This window comes from Streptomyces sp. NPDC107559, assembly GCF_055657365.1.
In genome coordinates, this window is sequence record NZ_JBVKBD010000001.1 from 651,384 (window position 1) to 671,608 (window position 20,225).

Genomic DNA, 20,225 nt, shown 5'->3' on the forward strand with positions numbered 1-20,225 from the left:
GTGCTGGTCTTCGCCGCCTCCGACAAGGGAGGCACCGGCCGCTCGGTCACGAGCGCCAACCTCGCCTACCGCAGAGCCCTCGCCGGGGTCGACGTCTGCTACCTCGACTTCGACTTCGGCTCGCCCACCGCCCCGGCCGTCTTCGACCTGCCCGACGTCCTCAAGGAAGCCGAAGGGTGCGGCCTGCACTCGTATCTGAAAGGCGAGACGGGGGAACCGATGCGCGTCGATGTCTGGGCGCGCACGGAGCATTACGTCCTGCGTGACAAACCCGACCGCTCCGGACGGCTCGTTCTGCTCCCCGGAGACCGCAGCGGCGGTGAATTCGTCACCGACACCGAGAACCTCCACCGCTGCGTGGATCTGATCCTCGGGCTGAAGCGCGAATTCGACGTGATCGTGGTGGACCTGAGCGCCGGCCGCAGCTATGCGATGGACCTAGCTCTCGCGGCCACCGCACGCGAGGAGTTACGGCGCATCAAGACCCGCTGGCTCATCTATCACCGCTGGACCCGCCAGCATGTGACGGCGGCCGCCGAACTCGTCGGCGGCCGACAGGGCATCGTGAGCGCCGGCGAGGTCATGGGGCACGACCGGCAGACCCTGCTCGGCTCCATCCGTTTCGTACGGGCGGCCGTGCCCGATCTCAAATCGGCGCTGTGGTCGGAGGTGCCGCCCGCCCAGTCGGCGTGGATGCGCGAGTACAACAAACAACTGGAGACCATTGCCGCGGATCTGGGCATCGGCAGGAGCCGGGTTCTCGGATCGGTGCCGCTGGAACCCGTCCTGCAATTGCGCGAACAACTCATCACCGACCGGGACGTGTTCGACAGGGGGATCGCCAACGTCGAGACCTGGCAGGCGATGGGCGAACTCGCCGAACGGCTGGCCGACGACAAGTACTGGGGGCAGCTGTGAGCCGAAGCGGAGCCGTGTTCCAGGAGACCAGTGCCCAGCCGCGCACGGAGGCCGTGCCCTTCTCCCATCTGTCCCTGGAACTCGGCCACTTGTACATGGAGGACTTCGCGGAGGGCCCCGAGCGGCTGTACCACCACTTCGCCGCCGTACGGCCCTGGGTGCAGGCCGCGCGCGACTCGCTGCCCGCGCTCCCGGACGGCAGGCCGCCCCGGGTGAGCACCTGCTTCCTGATCGACGACTACTTCAGCCGTCTGGCCACCCCCGCCGAGCTCCTGCCGCCCCTGCTGAAGGCGGCCGAGCGGGCCGGTCTGGGCATCGACTACCTGGCCCGCGAGTCCGGCTGCGCCCGCACCGACCCCCGGCGGCCCGAGCGCGGCGGGCTCGCCGACGCCGTCCTGGACCGGCTCGTCGAGACACCGCCGCCCGGCAGCAGGGGCTTCCGCCCGCCCCTGGGCCTGACCGGCTGGCTCAGCAACGGCCGCCGCGCCCCCGACCGGCGCACCACGGCCGCCCTCGACACCGCGGCCGCCTGGCAGCCGCCCAGCGAGACCGGCGCCCGCGGCCACTCCGTCTTCGTCGACGTCGAACTGTGGCAGGAGCACACCGGCAGCCGCGTCTGGTCCTGCGCCTTCCTGGCCGCCGTGTGGCAGTTGGCCCGGCTGGGCCTGCTGCGCGACAAGGGGGACGCCGTACTCGTCCCCGAGAACCGGGAAGGGGCCGCCTTCCCCGAGGACTGGGACGCGCTGCCGAGCCTGCTGCGGCTCGACCCCACGGCGGCGCCCTTCACGGCGTACCGCACGTGCAGCGTGCTCCCGTCCCGTTTCCTGCCCGTCGAGCACGCGGTCCGGGTCATCCTCGAACAGACCCACGTGGACGCCGGGGCACAGGCCCAGGTCGTCGCGCGGGCCGCCGCCGAGGGACACCCCGTGCCGGAGGGCGTCGTGGAGCGCACGTCCTACGTGTTCCCGCCGGGGCTGTGACATGGGCGCGACGGGGGAGACGGCGCGCCGCCCGCACCTGGCCTGCGGCGAGGTGCGCACCTGTCTGCTGCCGTGCCGGGACGCGGTGGGCGCGGGCGTCTCCGAACGGCTGCTGCAACTGCGCGCCGACGACCGGATCCGCACCTCGAACCGCCCCAACCTGTACGTGGTGTCCCCCGAGGTGCTCACCGGCGTCGACTGCCGGCTGCCCACCGCCAACGGGGCCAAGGTCCGCGTGGTCGGCACGGTCGCGGCCCGCGCGAGCCTCACGGACGGCCGCGTCCTGCAGGCGTCGGCGTACTTCTCGGCCCCCACGGCGGGCCCGGACCGGCGCCGGCCGTGGGGCTACTACCTGGTCCGGCCGGGCGTGCTGGTCCCCGTCGGCAGACTCCCCGCCACCGCGGCCGCGCACGGCTTCCTGAGCCACGACCGGACGGCCGGCGGCGACGCGCTCGACGTCGGTTCCGTGGCCGAGGGCCTCCTCGGCAGGATCTCCCGCAGCCGTCTGCTCGTCGACTACGACGTGCCCCTCACCTCCCGCACCACCGGCCTGCGCTGGGCCGCGCTGCCCGCGGCGGCGGGCGCGGGCGTGTCGCTCGAACGCTTCACGGTCGCCGAAGGAGGGGTACGGCTGGTCGAGTTCAGAGTGCCGGACGACATCGAACCCACCGCGGTGGCCCGGCTCGCCGAGGATTTCGCGGTACACGACTGGTTGTTGACGACAGTCGTTGACAAACTCGACGGCATCCGGATCGGATCCGCGGACGGGGCAGCCGCGCTGAAGGTGCTGGGCCCGCTCGTCGACCATCTGCTGCACCTGTGGATGCCGAGAGCGCGGGTGGACCGAAGGCTCGCCGCCCTGTGGGACGTACTCGAGGACGATCCCGGGTTCAGCCGGCAGTGGCACACCCAGGTACAGCGCGTCCGGGACCAGCTCGCCCTGCGGGCCGCATCGGCGCAGCGGGAGTCCCTCATGGCGCCCTGACCGCGCACAGCACCTCGATCCCGACGGGGGAGAAACGAGATGAACGCTCCGACATCTACGCGAATCAACAGCACCACGGCCGGCCGGGGAGACCGGGGATCCGACGAAAGCGCGCGGTCGCTGCTGCGCAAACTCCTGATCACCGTGGCGACGGGAGGCGGGGCCTATGTGCTGACCAACGTCATCTCCCCGGGCCCGGACGACCTGTGGCGGGTGGTCGTGTCCGTCCTGTTCGGCGGCGCGATCCTGATCGTCCAGTTCATGATCACCTTCGCGCAGCAGCTGGGCGAGCTGCGCGGAGTGGTCGAGCAGCGCTTCGTGGACATCGGCGAGGCCACCAAGCTCTTCAACGAGGTGGAACAGCTGCGGGGCGACGGGGTGCCCCGGCTGGCCGAGTACGCCACGAAGGTGGTCGCCAACGGGCCCAAGATCCTGCACGACTTCGCGGGCCAGGAGATCGAGCGCCTGGCCGGCTACATGTACAACTTCGCCAACCTCAACGCCAAGTCGCCGGGCGAGAACCACGACTGGCTGCTGACGCTCACCAAGTGCGCCACCGCCTCCATCGACGCCATCAGCACCTCCCCGGTCGACGGCGACTTCTGGAACAGCGAGCCGGCCGGCCGGTATCTGGAGGCACAGCGTGTCGCGATCGACGACCCGCAGCGCAGGGTCAAGGTGCGGCGGCTGTTCGTGGTGAAGCAGCCCGAGGACATCGCGACCCTCGACGCGCTCTGCGAGGAGCAGCGGAGCATCGGCATCGAGGTGCGGGTCGTGGCCCTGCCGCATCTGCCGATCAACGCCCAGCGCGGCAAGATGATCGACTTCATCATCTTCGACGGCGCCCTGTCCTACGAGATCACCGCGGACCAGATGGGCGTGCCCTCCTGGACGACGGTGGACGCGACCGAGAAGGAGGTGCAGGAGCGGGTCAAGCGCTTCGCCGAGCTGTGGAGCATCAGCCAGAACGGATTACCGGACTCCGTGCGGGCGACGACGACCCCGCCCGAGCCGGGCGCCTCCTGACTCTCTTCTCCCCGACTCCGTCCCCGGAGCGCATCCGCCGTAGGCGACAATGGGCCCATGAGTCTGTTCCGCGACGACGGCATCGTGCTGCGCACCCAGAAGCTGGGTGAGGCGGACCGGATCATCACGCTGCTCACCCGCGGCCACGGCCGGGTGCGGGCGGTGGCCCGCGGGGTGCGGCGCACGAAGTCGAAGTTCGGGGCCCGCCTCGAACCCTTCTCCCACGTGGACGTGCAGTTCTTCGCGCGGGGCAGCAGCGAGCTGGTCGGCCGCGGGCTGCCGCTGTGCACCCAGAGCGAGATCATCGCCGCGTACGGCGGCTCGATCGTCACCGACTACACCCGGTACACCGCCGGGACGGCCATGCTGGAGACCGCCGAGCGGTTCACCGACCATGAGGGCGAGCCGGCCGTCCAGCAGTACATGCTGCTCGTCGGCGCCCTGCGCACCCTCGCCCGGGGCGAGCACGCCCCGCATCTCGTCCTCGACGCGTTCCTGCTGCGCTCCCTCGCCGTCAACGGCTACGCGCCGAGCTTCGACGACTGCGCGAAGTGCGGAATGCCCGGACCCAACCGTTTCTTCTCGGTGGCCTCCGGGGGCTCCCTGTGCGTGGACTGCCGGGTGCCGGGAAGTGTCGTACCCTCACCGGCGACCCTGGAACTGCTCGGCGCGCTGCTTACGGGAGACTGGGAGACCGCGGACGCCTGCGAGCCGAGGCACGTCCGGGAGGGCAGCGGACTGGTGTCCGCCTACCTGCACTGGCATCTGGAGCGCGGGCTGCGCTCGCTTCGGTACGTTGAGAAATAAGCGTCAGGCCGTAAGAGGAGACGAGAAGCACATGGTGGTACGCGGGTTCCTGGGACGCCAGCGCCGCGAGTACAAGGCGCCGGAGCCGCACCCGTCCGGCGCCCGCGCGCCCAAGCTCCCCGGCGAGCTGGTCCCCAAGCACGTGGCGATCGTCATGGACGGGAACGGCCGCTGGGCCAAGGAGCGCGGACTGCCGCGCACCGAGGGGCACAAGGTCGGTGCCGAGCGCGTGCTCGACGTGCTCCAGGGCGCGGTCGAGATCGGCGTGGGCAGCATCTCCCTGTACGCCTTCTCCACCGAGAACTGGAAGCGCTCGCCCGACGAGGTGCGCTTCCTGATGAACTTCAACCGCGACTTCATCCGCAAGACCCGCGACACCCTCGACGAGCTCGGCATCCGGGTGCGCTGGGTGGGCCGGATGCCCAAGCTGTGGAAGTCGGTCGCCAAGGAGCTCCAGGTCGCCCAGGAGCAGACCAAGGACAACGACGCGCTCACGCTGTACTTCTGCATGAACTACGGCGGCCGCGCGGAGATCGCCGACGCGGCGCAGGCCCTCGCGGAGGACGTGAAGGCGGGCCGGCTCGACCCGTCGAAGGTCACCGAGAAGACCCTCTCGAAGTACATGTACTACCCGGACATGCCGGACGTGGACCTGTTCCTGCGCCCGAGCGGCGAGCAGCGCACCTCCAACTACCTGCTCTGGCAGAGCGCGTACGCCGAGATGGTGTTCCAGGACGTGCTGTGGCCGGACTTCGACCGCCGTGACCTGTGGCGGGCCTGCATCGAGTTCGCCTCGCGCGACCGGCGCTTCGGCGGCGCGATCCCGAACGAGGAGCTGCTGGCGATGGAGGGCGACCCGGCCGCCGAGTAGGGGCGGCGGCGGCCACCTCGGGGCCACCGGGGGTTCACGGCGGTCGTCGACGATCCGCCCATGAGACGCCTGACTCCCACCCTCACGCTGGCGGTGTGCGCGCTGCTGGTCACGGTCCTGCCCGCGCAGGCCGCGGACCGGCAGCCCGCCCACCTCGACAGCTACGGCACCAAGGCTCCGTACTCCGCGCGGCAGGACCCGCGCACCTACCAGCGGCCCCCGGCCGGCTTCACCCCCGTCTTCACGGAGAACGTCTCCCGGCACGGCTCCCGGGCCGCGACCGACAGCGAGGACGGCGACCTGGTCCTCGCGCTGTGGGACCGGGCGCAGACGGAGGGCCGGCTCACCCGCAGGGGCGAGGGGTTCGGCCCCGAGGTGCGCGCCCTGGAGGCCGCCATGGGCGAAGTCGGCTACGGCGGTCTCAGCGGACGCGGCAGGCAGGAGATGCGGGACACGGCGGTCCGCATGGCCGAGCGGCTGCCGTCGCTGTTCACGAGGATCGCCGCGGACGGCGAGCGGATCGACGTCGTCAGCTCGGGCCAGGGCCGGGCCGTGGACAGCGGCACCGTCTTCACCGCGGCGCTCGCCGCCACCGATCCGGCGCTGGCCCCGCTCATCGGTCCGGCCCGCACCGACAAGGACCTGCTCTACTTCCACAAGGCCGCCGGGGGCGCCGCCTACCGCGACTACCTCGCGAACGACCGGCGGCTGGCGCAGACGCTGGCGCGCATCACCGACCAGCCCAGGACCCACGAGGCCGCCCGCCGGGTGCTGCGCCGGATCTTCACGGCCGACTTCGTCGAGCAGCTGCCCGAGGCCGACCGGGTCGCCGCCGCGCAGGCCGTCTACAACCTGTACGCCATCGCCCCCGCGATGAGCCAGGAGAGCCCGGACGGCAGGGGCCGGCGGATGGAGCGCTGGATCTCCGCCCGGGACGCGGCCTGGTTCGGGTACCTCGGCGACGCGGAGGACTTCTACGAGAAGGGCCCCGGCTTCGCCGACAGCGACATCACGTACCGCATGGCCGGCGTGCTGCTCGACGACTTCTTCCGGCAGGCCGAGGCCAAGCGGGACGGCAGCAGCGCCCTGGGCGCCGAACTCCGCTTCACCCACGCCGAGGAGATCATCCCGCTGGCCGCCCTGATGGGCCTGCCGGGCAGCACCCGGCCGGTCACCGCCGACCGGCCGTACACCTACGCCGCCAACCCGTGGCGGGGCGCGTCGGTGGCTCCCCTGGGCGCGAACATCCAGTGGGACCTCTTCGAGAAGGACGGCCGCTACCTGGTGCGCATGCTCTACAACGAGAAGGAGACGGCGTTCCGCACGGGCTGCCGTCCCGTCTCCCGGGGCAGCGTCTTCTACGACCTGGACGAGCTGGAGCGCTGCTTCGGCCGCTCTTGATCGACCTGCGACGACCGCCTGTACGATCCCGCCTCATGGTCATGGACATGGGGCGGGATGCGGTGCAGGAGACGGTCGAGCTGACGTATCAGCCGACCGTGAAGGACTTCGCGCAGGTGCTGTGGGAACGCCGGCGGTTCAGCAGGGCGGGGCGCCGGTTCAACTGGGTGATCGGGGTGATGTTCTGCCTGGCCGCCGTGGAGGCCGCCGTCTGGCTGGCCGGCGGGAAGCCGGACATGTTCCTGATGGTGTGGTCGGGCCTCACCGCGGTCATGTTCCTCTTCCTGCCCCGGTTGCAGGCGCGTACGGTGCAGCGCGTGGCCGCGCGCAACGGTGTCTTCCGGGCGGTGGTGACGGACGCCGGGGTGACGGTGACCACGGACGCCGGTGCGTCGACGATCTACTGGTCGGGGCAGCCCCGCTACCGGGAGAGCGCGGAGCTGTTCACGCTGTACAGCGACGACAAGAACGCGACCTGCTTCACGCTGCTGCCCAAGCGGGGCCTGTCCGGCCCCGCCGACGCGGACCGGCTGCGGGCGATCCTCGACCGCCATCTGACCCGCGTCTGACGCGCGTTCGACGGGCGCCCGCCGGCCCGGCGCCCGCCCGGCCGGCGCCCGCCGGTTCAGTCCTGGCGCGGTCCCGCGCAGTCCGCGCAGGTCCCGAAGATCTCCACCGTGTGGGCCACGTTGACGTAGCCGTGTTCCGCCGCGACGGCCTCCGCCCACGTCTCCACCGCGGGGCCCTCCACCTCCACCGCCTTGCCGCACACACGGCAGACCAGGTGGTGGTGGTGCTCGCCGCTGGAGCAGCGGCGGTAGACGGACTCGCCGTCGGAGGTGCGCAGGACGTCGACCTCGCCGGCGTCGGCGAGGGACTGCAACGTGCGGTAGACCGTGGTCAGACCGACCGAGTCGCCCTTGTGCTTGAGCATGTCGTGCAGGTCCTGGGCGCTGCGGAACTCGTCGACCTCGGCGAGCGCCGCCGCCACGGCGGCACGCTGCCGGGTGGAGCGGCCCTTCACGGGCGGTCCAGCGGTCGTCACGGGGTGCCTCCTCACGTCTGCGCCTGCCGGGCCATTGTGCCAGCCCGGCCTGCCTGTGGTCAGACGCCGACCGGGCCGTCGGCCCCCCGACTGGCCGGAATCGCGCACTCTGCCGGGTCCCCGGCGGGCCGGCCGGCGGCGAGCGCACGCGCGCGGCGCCGGGCCAGCGGCGCGGCCAGCGCGGTCAGCGCCAGGAACGCCCCGATGGTCAGCAGCACGATCGTCGCACCGGGCGGCACGTCCTGGTAGTACGAGGTGACCGTGCCGCCGATCGTCACGCTCACGCCGATGGCCACGGCGATCGCGAAGGTCGCCGCGAAGCTGCGGGTGAGCTGCTGGGCCGCCGCGACCGGCACCACCATGAGCGCGGACACCAGCAGCAGACCGACCACCCGCATCGCGACGGTCACCGTGACCGCCGCCGTGACGGCCGTCAGCAGGTTCAGCGCCCGCACCGGCAGCCCGGTCACCCGCGCGAACTCCTCGTCCTGGCTGACCGCGAAGAGCTGGCGGCGCAGCCCCAGGGTGACCAGTACGACGAAGCCGGCGAGCAGGCAGATCGCCGTCACGTCGGACTGCGACACGGTCGACAGCGAGCCGAAGAGATACGACGTCAGGTTGGCGTTGGAGCCCGTCGGCGCGAGGTTGATGAACATCACGCCGCAGGCCATGCCGCCGTAGAAGAGCATCGCGAGGGCGATGTCGCCGCGGGTCCTGCCGTACCAGCGGATCAGTTCCATGAGGACCGCGCCGAGGACGGAGACGGCCGTCGCCATCCACACCGGCGAGGCGTTCAGCAGGACGCCGAGGCCGACGCCGGTCATCGCGACATGGCCGAGGCCGTCGCCCATCAGGGCCTGGCGGCGCTGGACGAGGTAGATGCCGACGGCGGGCGCGGTGATGCCGACCAGGACGGCGGCGAGCAGGGCCCGCTGGACGAAGGCGTAGTCGAGGAGTTCCATCAGCTCAGCAGTCCCGTGCGGATCGGTTCGGCGCCCGCCGGAGCGTGCGGGTGGACGTGGTCGTGGCCGGGCAGCGCGTGCTGGCCGACCGCCTTCGGGGGCGGGCCGTCGTGCAGGACACAGCCGTCGCGCAGCACGACCGCCCGGTCGATCAGGGGCTCCACCGGGCCCAGTTCGTGCAGCACCAGCAGGACGGTCGTGCCCTGGGCGACCTGCTCGCCGAGGGTGTGCGCGAGCACCTCCTGGCTGGCCAGGTCGACGCCCGCCATCGGCTCGTCCATGATCAGCAGCTCGGGTTCGGCGGCCAGGGCGCGGGCGATCAGCACCCGCTGGTGCTGGCCGCCGGACAGGGCGTCGACGGAGTCCTTCGCCCGGTCCGCCATGCCGACCAGCTCCAGGGCCCGCCGCACGGCCGCGTGGTCGGCCTTGCGCAGCATGCCGAAGCGGGCCCGGGACAGCCGGCCCGAGGAGACGACCTCGGTGACCGTCGCGGGCACCCCGCTCGCGGCCGTGGTGCGCTGCGGTACGTAACCCACCCGCCGCCAGTCGCGGAAGCGGGCGCGCGGGGTGCCGAACAGTTCGATCTCGCCGGAGCTGACCGGCACCTGGCCGATGACGCTGCGTACGGCCGTCGACTTGCCGGAGCCGTTGGCGCCGAGCAGCGCGACGACCTCGCCGCGGCGGACCGTGAGGTCGATGCCGCGCAGGACGGGGCGCGCACCCAGCTCGGCGCGGACGCCGCGCAGCGCTATGACGGCTTCGCTCATGGTTGCATCCTCCGTGGAGATCACTTGATCACTTGGCGCCCAGCGCCGTCTGCAGCGCCTTGAGGTTCGCTTCCTGGACCGAGAAGTAGTCCGTGCCGCGGGAGCTGTCCGTGATGCCCTCGATCGGGTCGAGGACGTCCGTGCGCAGCCCCGCGTCCTTGGCGATGGTCCGGGCGGTGCGGTCGCTGACGAGCGTCTCGTAGAACACGGTGGTGACGCCGTCGGCCCTCGCCATCGTCTCCAGGTCCTTCACGCGGTTCACGCTCGGCTCGGACTCGGGGTCGAGGCCGCTGACGGCCTCCTCGGTGAGGCCGTAGCGCTCGGCCAGGTAGCCGAAGGCGGCGTGCGTGGTGATGAAGACCTTGGAGCCGGTGCCGGCCAGACCCTCCCGGAACCGGGTGTCGAGCTCGCCGAGCTCGCCGACCAGGGCCGTGGTGTTCCTGCGGTAGTCGGCCGCGTGCTTCGGGTCCGCCTTCTCGAAGGCCGCGCCGACGCCCCGGGCCACCTCGGCGTACTTCACCGGGTCGAGCCAGATGTGCGGGTCCTGGCCGGCCGTTTCCCCGTGGTCGTGCCCGTGCTCGTCGCTGTCGTGCTCGGCCGCGTGGCCGCCGACCTCGGTGCCGTGCCGCTCCAGCGTGGTCAGGGCGGCGGCGTCGATCTTCGTCCTCGCCTCGGACTGGGCGACGACCTCGTCCACGGTGGGCTGGAGGCCCTTGAGGTAGAGCACCGCGTCGGCCTCCTCCAGCCGCACCCGCTGGCGGACGCTGACCTCCAGGTCGTGCGGTTCCTGGCCGGGCTTGGTGAGGCTGGTGACGTGCACGTGGCTGCCGCCGATCCGCTCGGCGAGGAAGGCCATCGGATAGAACGAGGCGACGACGTCGAACTGCCCGGTGCCGGCGGCCGCCGCGCTGTCGGTCGTGCAGGCGGTCAGGCCGGTGAGCCCGAGTGCGCAGGCCACGGCGATCGCGACCCCGGATATGTGCCGTCGTCGTACGTTCATGACACTCATTTTCAACAAATATGGAAACCGTTGTCAACAAGCGCGCCGACGAGGCCCCGGCGTGCCCGGACGGCCGCCGGAGGCAGGCCCGATTTGATTGTGGGGGAGCCCACGCCGGTACCCTGAAGCATTCGCTGGAAGCTTCTCGCTTCGCCGCCCGTCGTCCTTATGAAGAGAGCACCGTGGCCGCCGACAAGATCGACACCATCGTCAGCCTGAGCAAGCGCCGTGGCTTCGTATTCCCGTGTAGTGAGATCTACGGCGGCCAGCGCGCCGCCTGGGACTACGGACCGCTGGGCGTCGAGCTCAAGGAGAACCTGAAGCGCCAGTGGTGGCGCTACATGGTGACGTCGCGCGAGGACGTGGTCGGTATCGACTCGTCCGTGATCCTGGCCCCCGAGGTCTGGGTCGCCTCCGGTCACGTCGCCACGTTCACGGACCCGCTGACCGAGTGCACCTCGTGCCACAAGCGGTTCCGCGCCGACCACCTGGAAGAGGCCTACGAGGCCAAGCACGGCCGCCTCCCGGAGAACGGCCTCGCCGACCTCGGCTGCCCGCACTGCGGCAACAAGGGCACCTTCACCGAGCCCAAGCAGTTCTCGGGCCTGCTCTCCACCCACCTCGGCCCGACGCAGGACAGCGGCTCCGTCGCCTACCTGCGCCCCGAGACCGCCCAGGGCATCTTCACCAACTTCGCCCAGGTGCAGACCACCTCGCGCCGCAAGCCGCCGTTCGGTATCGCCCAGATGGGCAAGTCCTTCCGCAACGAGATCACGCCCGGCAACTTCATCTTCCGCACCCGCGAGTTCGAGCAGATGGAGATGGAGTTCTTCGTCAAGCCGGGCGAGGACGAGCAGTGGCAGGAGTACTGGATGGAGCAGCGCTGGAACTGGTACACCGGCCTCGGTATGCGCGAGGAGAACATGCGGTGGTTCGAGCACCCGAAGGAGAAGCTCTCCCACTACTCCAAGCGCACCGCCGACATCGAGTACCGCTTCCAGTTCGGCGGCAACGAGTGGGGTGAGCTGGAGGGCGTCGCCAACCGCACCGACTACGACCTCGGCGCGCACTCCAAGGCCTCCGGCCAGGACCTCTCCTACTTCGACCAGGAGGCGGGCGAGCGCTGGACCCCGTACGTCATCGAGCCCGCGGCCGGTGTCGGCCGCGCGATGCTGGCCTTCCTCCTCGACGCCTACATCGAGGACGAGGCCCCCAACGCCAAGGGCAAGCTGGAGAAGCGCACCGTGCTGCGCCTGGACCACCGCCTGGCCCCGGTGAAGGTCGCGGTCCTGCCGCTGTCGCGCAACCCGGAGCTGTCCCCGAAGGCCAAGGGTCTGGCCACCGCCCTGCGCCAGCACTGGAACATCGAGTTCGACGACGCCGGCGCCATCGGCCGCCGCTACCGCCGTCAGGACGAGATCGGCACCCCGTACTGCGTGACCGTCGACTTCGACACGCTGGACGACAATGCCGTGACCGTGCGTGAGCGTGACTCGATGAAGCAGGAGCGCGTCTCCCTGGACCAGATCGAGGGCTACCTCGCCGGCCGCCTCGTCGGCTGCTAGGTCCCGCACACCGGAAGTTCCCCGCACCCCTTTGACGGGTGCGGGGAACTTTTCGTTTTCCGGGGCCGCCCGGAGCGGGCGGCCGAACGGCTGACAAATATTGAAATCTGTCATCTGTCATGCCAGGCTGATGTGCATGACGATGCGAACCCGTTCCCTCGGAACCACCGGCCCCCGGGTCTCCGCCCTCGGCCTCGGCTGCATGGGCATGTCCGCGCTGTACGGCGACGCGGACCGGACCGAGTCGATCGCCACGATCCACGCCGCCCTGGAGGCGGGCGTGACCCTGCTCGACACCGGCGACTTCTACGGCATGGGCCACAACGAGATGCTGATCGGCGAGGCCCTGCGCTCCGCCCCCGCGGCCCGGCGGGAGCAGGCCCTGGTCAGCGTGAAGTTCGGCGCCCTGCGCGGCCCGGACGGCGACTGGTCCGGCTACGACGGACGCCCGGCCGCGGTCCGGAACTTCGCCGCGTACTCCCTCCAGCGCCTGGGCGTCGACCACATCGACGTCTACCGCATCGCCCGGCTCGACCCGGCCGTCCCCATCGAGGAGACCGTCGGCGCGATCGCCGAACTGATCGAGCAGGGGTACGTCCGGCACATCGGCCTCAGCGAGGTCGGCGCGCAGACCATCCGCAGGGCGGCGGCCACCGCGCCGATCGCCGACCTCCAGATCGAGTACTCGCTGATCTCCCGGGGCATCGAGAAGTCGATCCTGCCGACCACCCGTGAGCTGGGCATCGCCGTCACCGCGTACGGGGTGCTCTCGCGCGGTCTGATCTCCGGGCACTTCACCGCCGACCGGCAGCTCGCGGCGAACGACTTCCGCGCCTTCTCGCCCCGCTTCCAGGGCGACAACCTCCGGCACAACCTGGGCCTGGTCGAGGCGCTGCGGAAGATCGCCGAGCAGAAGCGCGTGACCGTCGCGCAGATCGCCATCGCCTGGGTGCTGGCCCGCGGCGAGGACATCGTGCCGCTGGTCGGGGCCCGCACCCGGGAGCGGCTGACGGAGTCGCTCGGCGCGCTGGACGTCCGTCTGGACGACGCGGACCTCGCCGCGATCGAGCAGGCCGTCCCGGCCGACGCCGCCGCCGGTGACCGTTACGGAGCCGCCGCCCTGGCCCACCTCGACAGCGAGCGCTGACCACCCCTGTGGGTACGGTCTGAGGCATGGCACCCAGCACCGAGACCCTGACCGCCGAACGCATCCTGGAGGCGACCGAGGAGGTACTGCGCCGCCACGGCCCGGCCAAGGCGACCGTGGTGGACGTGGCCCGCGCGCTCGGCGTCAGCCACGGCAGCGTCTACCGCCACTTCCGCACCAAGGCCGCGCTGCGCGAGGCGGTCACCAAACGGTGGCTGGACCGCACCGCCGAGGGCCTCGCCGCGTTCGCGTCCGGCCCCGGCGACCCCGAGGCCCGGCTGCGCGACTGGCTGCGGTCGCTGTTCGACGCCAAGCGCCGCAAGGCGGGCGGCGACCCGGAGCTGTTCGCCACGTACCGGGTGCTGGCCGCCGAGAGCGCCGAGGCGGTCGCCGCGCACATCGCCGACCTGATCGGCCAGCTGACCCGGATCATCGAGGAGGGGGTCGGGACGGGGGTCTTCGGCGTCCCCGACCCGGCCGCCGCGGCCCGCGCCGTCTTCCAGGCCTCCGGTCGCTTCCACGACCCGGGATACGCCCGGGTGTGGACCCGCCCGGAGGCACAGGCCGACTTCGCGTCCCTGGTGGACCTGCTGGTGCGCGGCCTGCGCGGGTGACTAGCGCCCGCCCGCCGTGCACCGCCAGAAGTCCCGCATCAGCGGTGTGGGCGTCGGGCCGGTCATCGCCACCTGGGTCAGCAGCACGGTGACGGTGCCCGTCGCCGGGACGACATGGGCCGTGGTGCCGGTGCCGCCGACCCAGCCGTAGCGGCCGGGCACGTTCCACGGGTCGACGGGGGCGACGTCGACCTGACCGCCGTAGCCCCAGCCCTGGCCCTCCAGGAAGAGGGTGCCGGCCTCGCGCTGCCCGGCGGTCAGGTGGTTGGTGGTCATCCGGCTCACCGAGGTGGGGGAGAGCAGCCGGCGGCCCTTCGCCTCGCCGCCCGCCAGCAGCATCCGGGCGAAGGCCAGCCAGTCGTCGGCCGTGGCGGCGAGCCCGCCGCCGCCCGACGGGAACGCGGGCACCCGGCTCCACGCGCCGTCCGGGGTGTCCGCCAGGACGAGGGTGTCGTCCGGACCGGGCCGGTAGGCCGCGGTGAAGCGGTGGCGCCGCCCGGCCGGGACCTCGAACGCCGTGTCGCGCATCCCCAGCGGCTCGAAGATCCGCTCCGCCAGGAAGTCCGGCAGCGTGCCGCCCGAGGCGCGGGCGACCAGAACGCCCTGGAGGTCGGAGCAGGTGTGGTAGAGCCAGGCCTCGCCCGGCTGGTGCAGCAGCGGCACCTCGGCGAGCGCGGCCACCCAGGCGTCCGGGGGCGGGCACTCCTGCGGGAAGCGGCCGTCCTTCTGCACCTCGAACAGCGCCTGGACCGCGGGCAGCGAGAAGTCCGCGGGGAAGCCCCAGCCCGCCCGGGAGCTCAGCAGGTCCTCGACCGTGATGGGGCGGGCGGCGGGCACCACGTCCTCGACGGGGCCCGCCGGGGTGCGTACGACCATCGGCGAGGACAGTTCCGGCAGCCATTTCTCGACCGGGGAGTCCAGGCCGATCCGGCCGTCCTCCACCAGCATCAGCACCGCCGCCGCCGTGATCGGCTTGGTGATCGAGGCGATACGGAAGACCGAGTCACGGGCCATCGGGGCGGTGCCCTCGGCATCCGCGGAGCCGACCGTCACCACCTCGACGTCGTCGCCGCGGGCCACCAGCCCGACGGCTCCGGGCACCGTCCCGTTCTTCACGTACCTTCGCAGGGTGTCGTGCAGAGCGCTCATGGCAGGCCTTCCGACGGGGGCGGGAGCGTCGTAGGGGTACGACTGCCCGCGCTCCGGGAAGTCATCGCGACGTCTGCGCCTCGCTCGGGTCGACCGTGGCCTGGTGGGCCTCGGCCAGGTGCTCCTGCGCCTTCAGCCAGGGCAGGAACTGCGTGCTCTGCCGCCAGCCGCACGTGTCGCAGCTGATCGTGCGCTGCACGCCCGAGCGCTGCACCCTGACCACATGCTCACGCCCGTGCTGGTCCCAGCGGGTCACCTTGCTCGCGTTCATCGGCACGACGCCTCCAGCGGTCTCGTCCGGGCGAACCCCGGCCCGCAAGGAGTGTGCAGCATGACCAACATCAACAGGGTTTCTTCACGGCGAGTTGGCCAAGCCGTGCCCTCCCCCGGCGGCCGGGTCCTAGGCCCTGCCGCCCGCGCCCACCACGTCCCGCAGCTCCACGGCCTCCAGCCGCTCGGCCGTCCGCTCGGCGGTGCGCCGGGCCCACCGGCCGCTGGTGAGCACGCCCAGCCCCAGCACGAGGAAGCCGCATCCGGCGAGGATCCACCACGCGGGCCGTGCGGCCGACACGAACACCCGCGCGTACGGCGACGCACCCACGCCCGACGCCAGCACCGCCCCGACCACCGCGACGCCGAGGGTCTGCCCGAGCTGGCGGCTGGTGGAGGCCACCGCGGCGGCCACGCCGGCCTGGCTGCGCGGCATGCCGGACACCGCGGTGTTGGTGATGGGCGCGTTGACGAAGCCGAAGCCGATGCCGAACAGGACGTACCCGGCGAACAGCGTGACGTTCGACGTCTCCGCCTCGAAGGCCGCGAACAGCACCCCGCTCGCCGTCATCGCGAGACCGGCCACCAGCAGCGGCAGCCGGGGGCCCCGGCTGCCCACGAGCCGTCCGGACAGCGGTGCGCACAGGAACATCGGCACCGCCGTCGGCAGCATCCACAGGCCCGCGTGCAGGGCGTCGAGGCCGCGCACGTTCTGCAGGTACAGGGTCGACAGGAACAGGAAGCCGCCGAGCGCGGCGAACGCGCTGACCGCGACGACCGTGGCCCCGCTGAACGGCGCCGACCGGAAGAAGCGCAGGTCGATGAGGGGTTCGGCGCGCCGGGGCTCGTACCGGAGCAGTCCGGCCAGGGCCGCGAGGGCCAGCAGCGCGAAGGGCAGGACGGTGCCCGCGCCCGCGGACGGCGCCTCGATGATCGCGTACGTCAGCGAGCCGAACAGCGCGATCACCAGCAGCTGGCCGACGGGGTCGGGGCGGCGGGCCTTCGGCGCGCGGGACTCGGGGACGAAGCGCAGGGTCAGCAGCAGCGCGGCGAGCCCGACGGGCAGGTTGACCCAGAAGATCGACCGCCAGCCGTCCGACTCCACCAGCAGCCCGCCCACCAGGGGACCGGCCGCCATGGAGATGCCGACGACGGCACCCCAGACACCGATCGCCCGGGCCCGCTCGCGCGGGGCCGTGAAGGTGTTGGTGATGATCGACATGGCGACCGGGTTGAGCATGGAGCCGCCGACGGCCTGGATCATCCGGAACACGATCAGCAGGTCGAGGCTGGGTGCCAGGGAACACAGCAGCGAGCCGGCCGAGAACACGGTCAGGCCCGCCATGAAGACCTTCTTGCGGCCGATCCGGTCGGCCGTGGAGCCGGCCAGCATCAGCAGCGAGGCCAGCACCAGGGTGTAGGCGTCGATCGTCCACTGCAGACCGGAGGTCTCGGCATGGAGTTCGCGCTGCATCGACGGCAGGGCGACGTTCAGGGCGGTGACGTCGAGGCTCACGATCAGCAGACTCATGCAGCAGATCGCGAGGACGAGTTGACGGCGCCGGGGGCTGAGCTCGGGCATGCGTTCCATCGTACGCCGACTTCAATAGTGCGTCTAACTAATTACCGGTACATGGTCTTCGCCGGGGAACGACGGGGCACGGCGGCCGATACGCGACAATGGGGTAATGCCCACGCCCGCATCCCCCTTGCAGATCGGCCCGCACACCGTCCGGCCGCCCGTCGTGCTGGCCCCCATGGCCGGCATCACCAACGCGCCCTTCCGCACCCTGTGCCGGGAGTTCAGCGGCGGCAAGGGGCTGTTCGTGAGCGAGATGATCACCACCCGGGCGCTGGTCGAACGCAACGAGAAGACCATGCAGCTGGTCCACTTCGACGCGACCGAGAAGCCGCGCTCGATCCAGCTGTACGGCGTCGACCCCGCCACCGTCGGCAAGGCCGTCCGCATGATCGCGGAGGAGGACCTCGCCGACCACATCGACCTGAACTTCGGCTGCCCGGTCCCGAAGGTGACGCGCAAGGGCGGCGGCTCCGCCCTGCCCTACAAGCGCAACCTGCTGCGCTCGATCCTGCGCGAGGCCGTCAGCGGCGCCGGGGACCTCCCCGTCACCATGAAGATGCGCAAGGGCATCGACGACGACCACATCACCTACCTCGACGCCGGACGGATCGCGGTCGAGGAGGGTGTGACCTCCATCGCGCTGCACGGCCGCACCGCCGCCCAGCACTACGGCGGCACGGCCGACTGGGAGGCCATCGCGCGCCTCAAGGAGCACGTGCCGGAGATCCCGGTGCTCGGCAACGGCGACATCTGGTCGGCCGAGGACGCGCTGCGGATGGTGCGCGAGACGGGCTGCGACGGTGTCGTGGTCGGACGCGGCTGCCTGGGCCGCCCGTGGCTGTTCGCCGACCTGGTGGCGGCCTTCGAGGGGCGGACCGACGACATCGCGCGCCCCTCCCTGCGCCAGGTCGCCGACGTCATGGTGCGGCACGCCACCCTGCTCGGCGAGTGGATCGGCGACGAGTCGCGCGGGGTCGTCGACTTCCGCAAGCACGTCGCCTGGTACCTCAAGGGCTTCTCGGTGGGCTCCGAGATGCGCAAGCGGCTCGCGATCACCTCGTCGCTGGACGAACTGCGGACCGGGCTGGACGAGCTGGACCTCGACCAGCCCTGGCCCTCCGGCGCCGACGGGCCCCGCGGCCGTACGTCCGGCAACAACCGGGTGGTGCTGCCGGACGGCTGGCTGAAGGACCCCTACGACTGCGCGGGCGTCGGCGAGGACGCGGAGCTGGACACCTCCGGGGGCTGATCAGCTCCCGGAGGGGTGCGGCGTCGAGCCGTACGCCGTCAGGAACCGGTCGCGGAACAGGTTCATCTTCCACACCGGCGCGTCGTGCGCGGGACGCAGACCGTCCGTCCAGTTCCAGCCGGCGATCTTGTCGAGGACCTTCGGGTCCTTGGCGACGATCGAGATCGGCACGTCACGGCTGGCGTGGTTGCCGCTGACCCGGGCGATCGGCTGGTGGTCGCCGAGGAAGACCAGCACGGTGTCGTCGGTGCCGTAGCGCTCCAGCCACTGGGTGAGGGCGGTCACCGAGTACTGGACGGACTTGCCGTACTCCTCCCGGGACCGGGTGGAGTCGGCGATGACGTCCGCCGGGTCGTTGCCCGCCTTCTCGATGCCCTCGAAGAGCGAGCCGTCACCGATGGAGTCCCAGTCGACCATCTTCGGGATGGGCGCCCACGGCTGGTGGCTGGAGGTCAGGATGATCTCCGACATCAGCGGCTTGTCGCGCTTCTTGCTGTGCTCCAGCCGCTGGAACGCCTCCAGCGCGTACTGGTCGGGCATGGTGGACCAGCTGAACTTCGGACCCTGGTAGCCCATCTGGAAGGCGTTGTAGACCTTGTCGAGGCCGTAGTACTTCTGCTCCGGCCAGCCCTTCTGGACGCCCGGCATGACACCGACGGTGTCCCAGGCGCCGGTCTTCTTGAAGGCCTTGGTGAGGCTGAGGTGGTCGCTGTTCATGACGGTCCGGTAGCGCTGCTGGTTGTCGATCCACAGGCCCGACAGGGTGGTGGAGTGACCGAGCCAGCTGCTGCCGCCGTAGGTCGCCGAGGTCAGCCAGCCGCTCTTGGCGTGGAAGCCCGCCTTCGCCAGCTCCGCGGTGCTGTCCGCGAGCGTCCGGTCGACGCCGGGCGCCATGATCGGGTCCTCGATCGCGCTGCGGCCGTAGCTCTCGATGAACGTGAAGATCATGTCCTTGCCGCGCAGGTCCGGCACGAGCTGGTCGGCGGGGGTGTTGCCGAAGGTGTCCTTCCCGGCCTCCTTCCGGAACGCCGCCTCGTCGTGCAGGGTCTGCTGCACCGTGTCCACCTGGAACTGGACGACGCCGGCCATGTGCTGCGCGGCGATGGGCACGCCCGCGACCTCCAGGCCGAGCGAGGTGCAGGTGATCCAGACGGTGCCGACCAGGAGCGTGGCCCGGGTCGCCTGGTTGCGGTGCCGGTCCAGCAGGTTGCCCAGCCGGACCAGGGCCAGCGAGACCAGGGCGATCAGCAGGACCACGGCGACGACGACACCGACGGTGAGGGCCAGGGTGACCGTCCCGCCGAGCGAGTCCTTCAGATACGAGCGGGCGTCGTCGAGCAGACCCCAGTCGAGGATGATGTTGAAGCGCCGGCCGAGGTAGTCGTTGTACCCCATGTCCAGCATGTTCAGCACGGTCAGGGCACCGAGCAGCGCCCCGAGGACCGCGGACACCACCAGTCGTGCCCGGCGCGGCAGGCTCAAAAGCACGACGGCCACCATCACCGCCTCGGCGGGCAGCCGCAGGAACTCCTGGAGCCGCAGGGTCGAGAGCGTGCTCGGCAGCTGGAGGCAGACGTGGACGAGGAGCGCGGCGAGGACGGTGACGGTGACGGAGAGCCCCCGGGAGACGGCCGGATGCCCGGCCCGCCAGCCTCGCCAGCGACCGCGGATCCCGACGCGAGCGGCCGGCGCACCGGGGGCGCCCTCGGCGGCGGGTTCGGTATCGGCGGTGGGTGCGGTCTCGACGGCGGGTTCGGCCTTGGTGTCGGCGGCGGTCGTGGCCTCGGCGTCGGTCTCCGCTTCGGCCTCGGCCTCGGTGTCGGTCTCGGAGTCCGCTTCGGTTCCGGGTGTGGCTTCGACCGCGGTCACGGCCTCGGCGTCGGACGC

20 protein-coding genes are annotated in these 20,225 nt (G+C 71.5%); 12 read left to right on the forward strand and 8 right to left on the reverse strand.

Features of this window, described 5'->3' with window-relative positions:
* From ACZ7OY_RS02680 to ACZ7OY_RS02715, 8 genes are read left to right on the forward strand one after another with little or no spacing between them, the layout of a single operon-like run.
* Complete coding sequence (locus ACZ7OY_RS02680; protein WP_471910362.1) at positions 1-918, forward strand: SCO2523 family variant P-loop protein; 918 nt, start codon at positions 1-3, stop codon at positions 916-918.
* The gene (locus ACZ7OY_RS02685; protein ID WP_471909682.1) at positions 915-1,898 is read left to right on the forward strand and encodes an SCO2522 family protein; all 984 of its coding nucleotides are present in this window, start codon (positions 915-917) and stop codon (positions 1,896-1,898) included. Before ACZ7OY_RS02680 ends, ACZ7OY_RS02685 begins: the two co-directional genes overlap by 4 nt.
* A 1-nt stretch (position 1,899) precedes the next feature.
* Complete coding sequence (locus ACZ7OY_RS02690) at positions 1,900-2,883, forward strand: SCO2521 family protein (protein ID WP_471909683.1); 984 nt, start codon at positions 1,900-1,902, stop codon at positions 2,881-2,883.
* A 39-nt stretch (positions 2,884-2,922) separates the two neighbouring features.
* A complete protein-coding gene (locus tag ACZ7OY_RS02695) occupies positions 2,923-3,909 on the forward strand; it encodes a hypothetical protein (protein ID WP_471909684.1) in 987 nt (328 codons plus the stop codon).
* 57 nt (positions 3,910-3,966) lie between these two features.
* The gene (gene recO / locus ACZ7OY_RS02700) at positions 3,967-4,716 is read left to right on the forward strand and encodes a DNA repair protein RecO (RefSeq protein WP_471909685.1); all 750 of its coding nucleotides are present in this window, start codon (positions 3,967-3,969) and stop codon (positions 4,714-4,716) included.
* Between the two features lie 31 nt (positions 4,717-4,747).
* Positions 4,748-5,587, forward strand: a complete 840-nt coding sequence (locus ACZ7OY_RS02705; RefSeq protein ID WP_471909686.1) for an isoprenyl transferase — start codon at positions 4,748-4,750, stop codon at positions 5,585-5,587.
* A gap of 60 nt (positions 5,588-5,647) precedes the next feature.
* Complete coding sequence (locus ACZ7OY_RS02710; RefSeq protein ID WP_471909687.1) at positions 5,648-6,988, forward strand: histidine-type phosphatase; 1,341 nt, start codon at positions 5,648-5,650, stop codon at positions 6,986-6,988.
* A gap of 35 nt (positions 6,989-7,023) precedes the next feature.
* Positions 7,024-7,557 carry a YcxB family protein gene (locus ACZ7OY_RS02715; protein WP_471909688.1) on the forward strand — a complete coding sequence of 178 codons (534 nt, stop codon included), beginning with the start codon at positions 7,024-7,026 and terminating at the stop codon, positions 7,555-7,557.
* Between the two features lie 56 nt (positions 7,558-7,613).
* Here ACZ7OY_RS02715 and ACZ7OY_RS02720 read toward each other — a convergent pair whose 3' ends face one another.
* From ACZ7OY_RS02720 to ACZ7OY_RS02735, 4 genes are read right to left on the reverse strand one after another with little or no spacing between them, the layout of a single operon-like run.
* On the reverse strand, positions 7,614-8,033 hold the full coding sequence (locus ACZ7OY_RS02720; protein WP_351605350.1) for a Fur family transcriptional regulator: 420 nt from the start codon (positions 8,031-8,033) through the stop codon (positions 7,614-7,616).
* A gap of 59 nt (positions 8,034-8,092) precedes the next feature.
* On the reverse strand, positions 8,093-8,995 hold the full coding sequence (locus ACZ7OY_RS02725) for a metal ABC transporter permease (protein WP_384725945.1): 903 nt from the start codon (positions 8,993-8,995) through the stop codon (positions 8,093-8,095).
* Positions 8,995-9,762 carry a metal ABC transporter ATP-binding protein gene (locus ACZ7OY_RS02730; RefSeq protein WP_471909689.1) on the reverse strand — a complete coding sequence of 256 codons (768 nt, stop codon included), beginning with the start codon at positions 9,760-9,762 and terminating at the stop codon, positions 8,995-8,997. The genes ACZ7OY_RS02725 and ACZ7OY_RS02730 overlap by 1 nt, the downstream gene beginning before the upstream one ends.
* Before the next feature lie 28 nt (positions 9,763-9,790).
* Positions 9,791-10,762 carry a metal ABC transporter substrate-binding protein gene (locus ACZ7OY_RS02735; RefSeq protein WP_471909690.1) on the reverse strand — a complete coding sequence of 324 codons (972 nt, stop codon included), beginning with the start codon at positions 10,760-10,762 and terminating at the stop codon, positions 9,791-9,793.
* A gap of 182 nt (positions 10,763-10,944) precedes the next feature.
* On the opposite strand from ACZ7OY_RS02735, the gene ACZ7OY_RS02740 reads away from it, so the two are divergent.
* The 3 genes from ACZ7OY_RS02740 (at position 10,945) to ACZ7OY_RS02750 (ending at position 14,088) form a co-directional block, all read left to right on the forward strand.
* Positions 10,945-12,327 (forward strand): glycine--tRNA ligase, encoded by a 1,383-nt coding sequence (locus ACZ7OY_RS02740; RefSeq protein ID WP_471909691.1) that lies wholly within the window; start codon positions 10,945-10,947, stop codon positions 12,325-12,327.
* A 136-nt stretch (positions 12,328-12,463) separates the two neighbouring features.
* Positions 12,464-13,474 carry an aldo/keto reductase gene (locus tag ACZ7OY_RS02745; protein WP_471909692.1) on the forward strand — a complete coding sequence of 337 codons (1,011 nt, stop codon included), beginning with the start codon at positions 12,464-12,466 and terminating at the stop codon, positions 13,472-13,474.
* Between the two features lie 26 nt (positions 13,475-13,500).
* Complete coding sequence (locus ACZ7OY_RS02750; protein ID WP_471909693.1) at positions 13,501-14,088, forward strand: TetR/AcrR family transcriptional regulator; 588 nt, start codon at positions 13,501-13,503, stop codon at positions 14,086-14,088.
* Here ACZ7OY_RS02750 and ACZ7OY_RS02755 read toward each other — a convergent pair whose 3' ends face one another.
* The 3 genes from ACZ7OY_RS02755 to ACZ7OY_RS02765 form a co-directional block, all read right to left on the reverse strand.
* A complete protein-coding gene (locus ACZ7OY_RS02755; RefSeq protein WP_471909694.1) occupies positions 14,089-15,237 on the reverse strand; it encodes a serine hydrolase domain-containing protein in 1,149 nt (382 codons plus the stop codon). It lies immediately after the preceding gene.
* A gap of 61 nt (positions 15,238-15,298) precedes the next feature.
* Positions 15,299-15,508, reverse strand: coding sequence for a hypothetical protein (locus tag ACZ7OY_RS02760; RefSeq protein WP_471909695.1), 210 nt, complete (start codon positions 15,506-15,508; stop codon positions 15,299-15,301).
* A gap of 129 nt (positions 15,509-15,637) precedes the next feature.
* The gene (locus ACZ7OY_RS02765) at positions 15,638-17,089 is read right to left on the reverse strand and encodes an MFS transporter (protein WP_471909696.1); all 1,452 of its coding nucleotides are present in this window, start codon (positions 17,087-17,089) and stop codon (positions 15,638-15,640) included.
* 106 nt (positions 17,090-17,195) lie between these two features.
* Between ACZ7OY_RS02765 and dusB the strand changes: the two genes are divergently transcribed.
* Entirely contained in the window at positions 17,196-18,338 is a 1,143-nt protein-coding gene (gene dusB / locus ACZ7OY_RS02770; protein ID WP_471909697.1) for a tRNA dihydrouridine synthase DusB, read from the forward strand.
* On the opposite strand, the gene ACZ7OY_RS02775 is transcribed toward dusB, so the two are convergent.
* Positions 18,339-20,207: an alkaline phosphatase family protein gene (locus ACZ7OY_RS02775; protein ID WP_471910363.1), complete on the reverse strand. Its 1,869-nt coding sequence runs from the start codon at positions 20,205-20,207 to the stop codon at positions 18,339-18,341.
* Positions 20,208-20,225 lie beyond the last annotated feature (18 nt).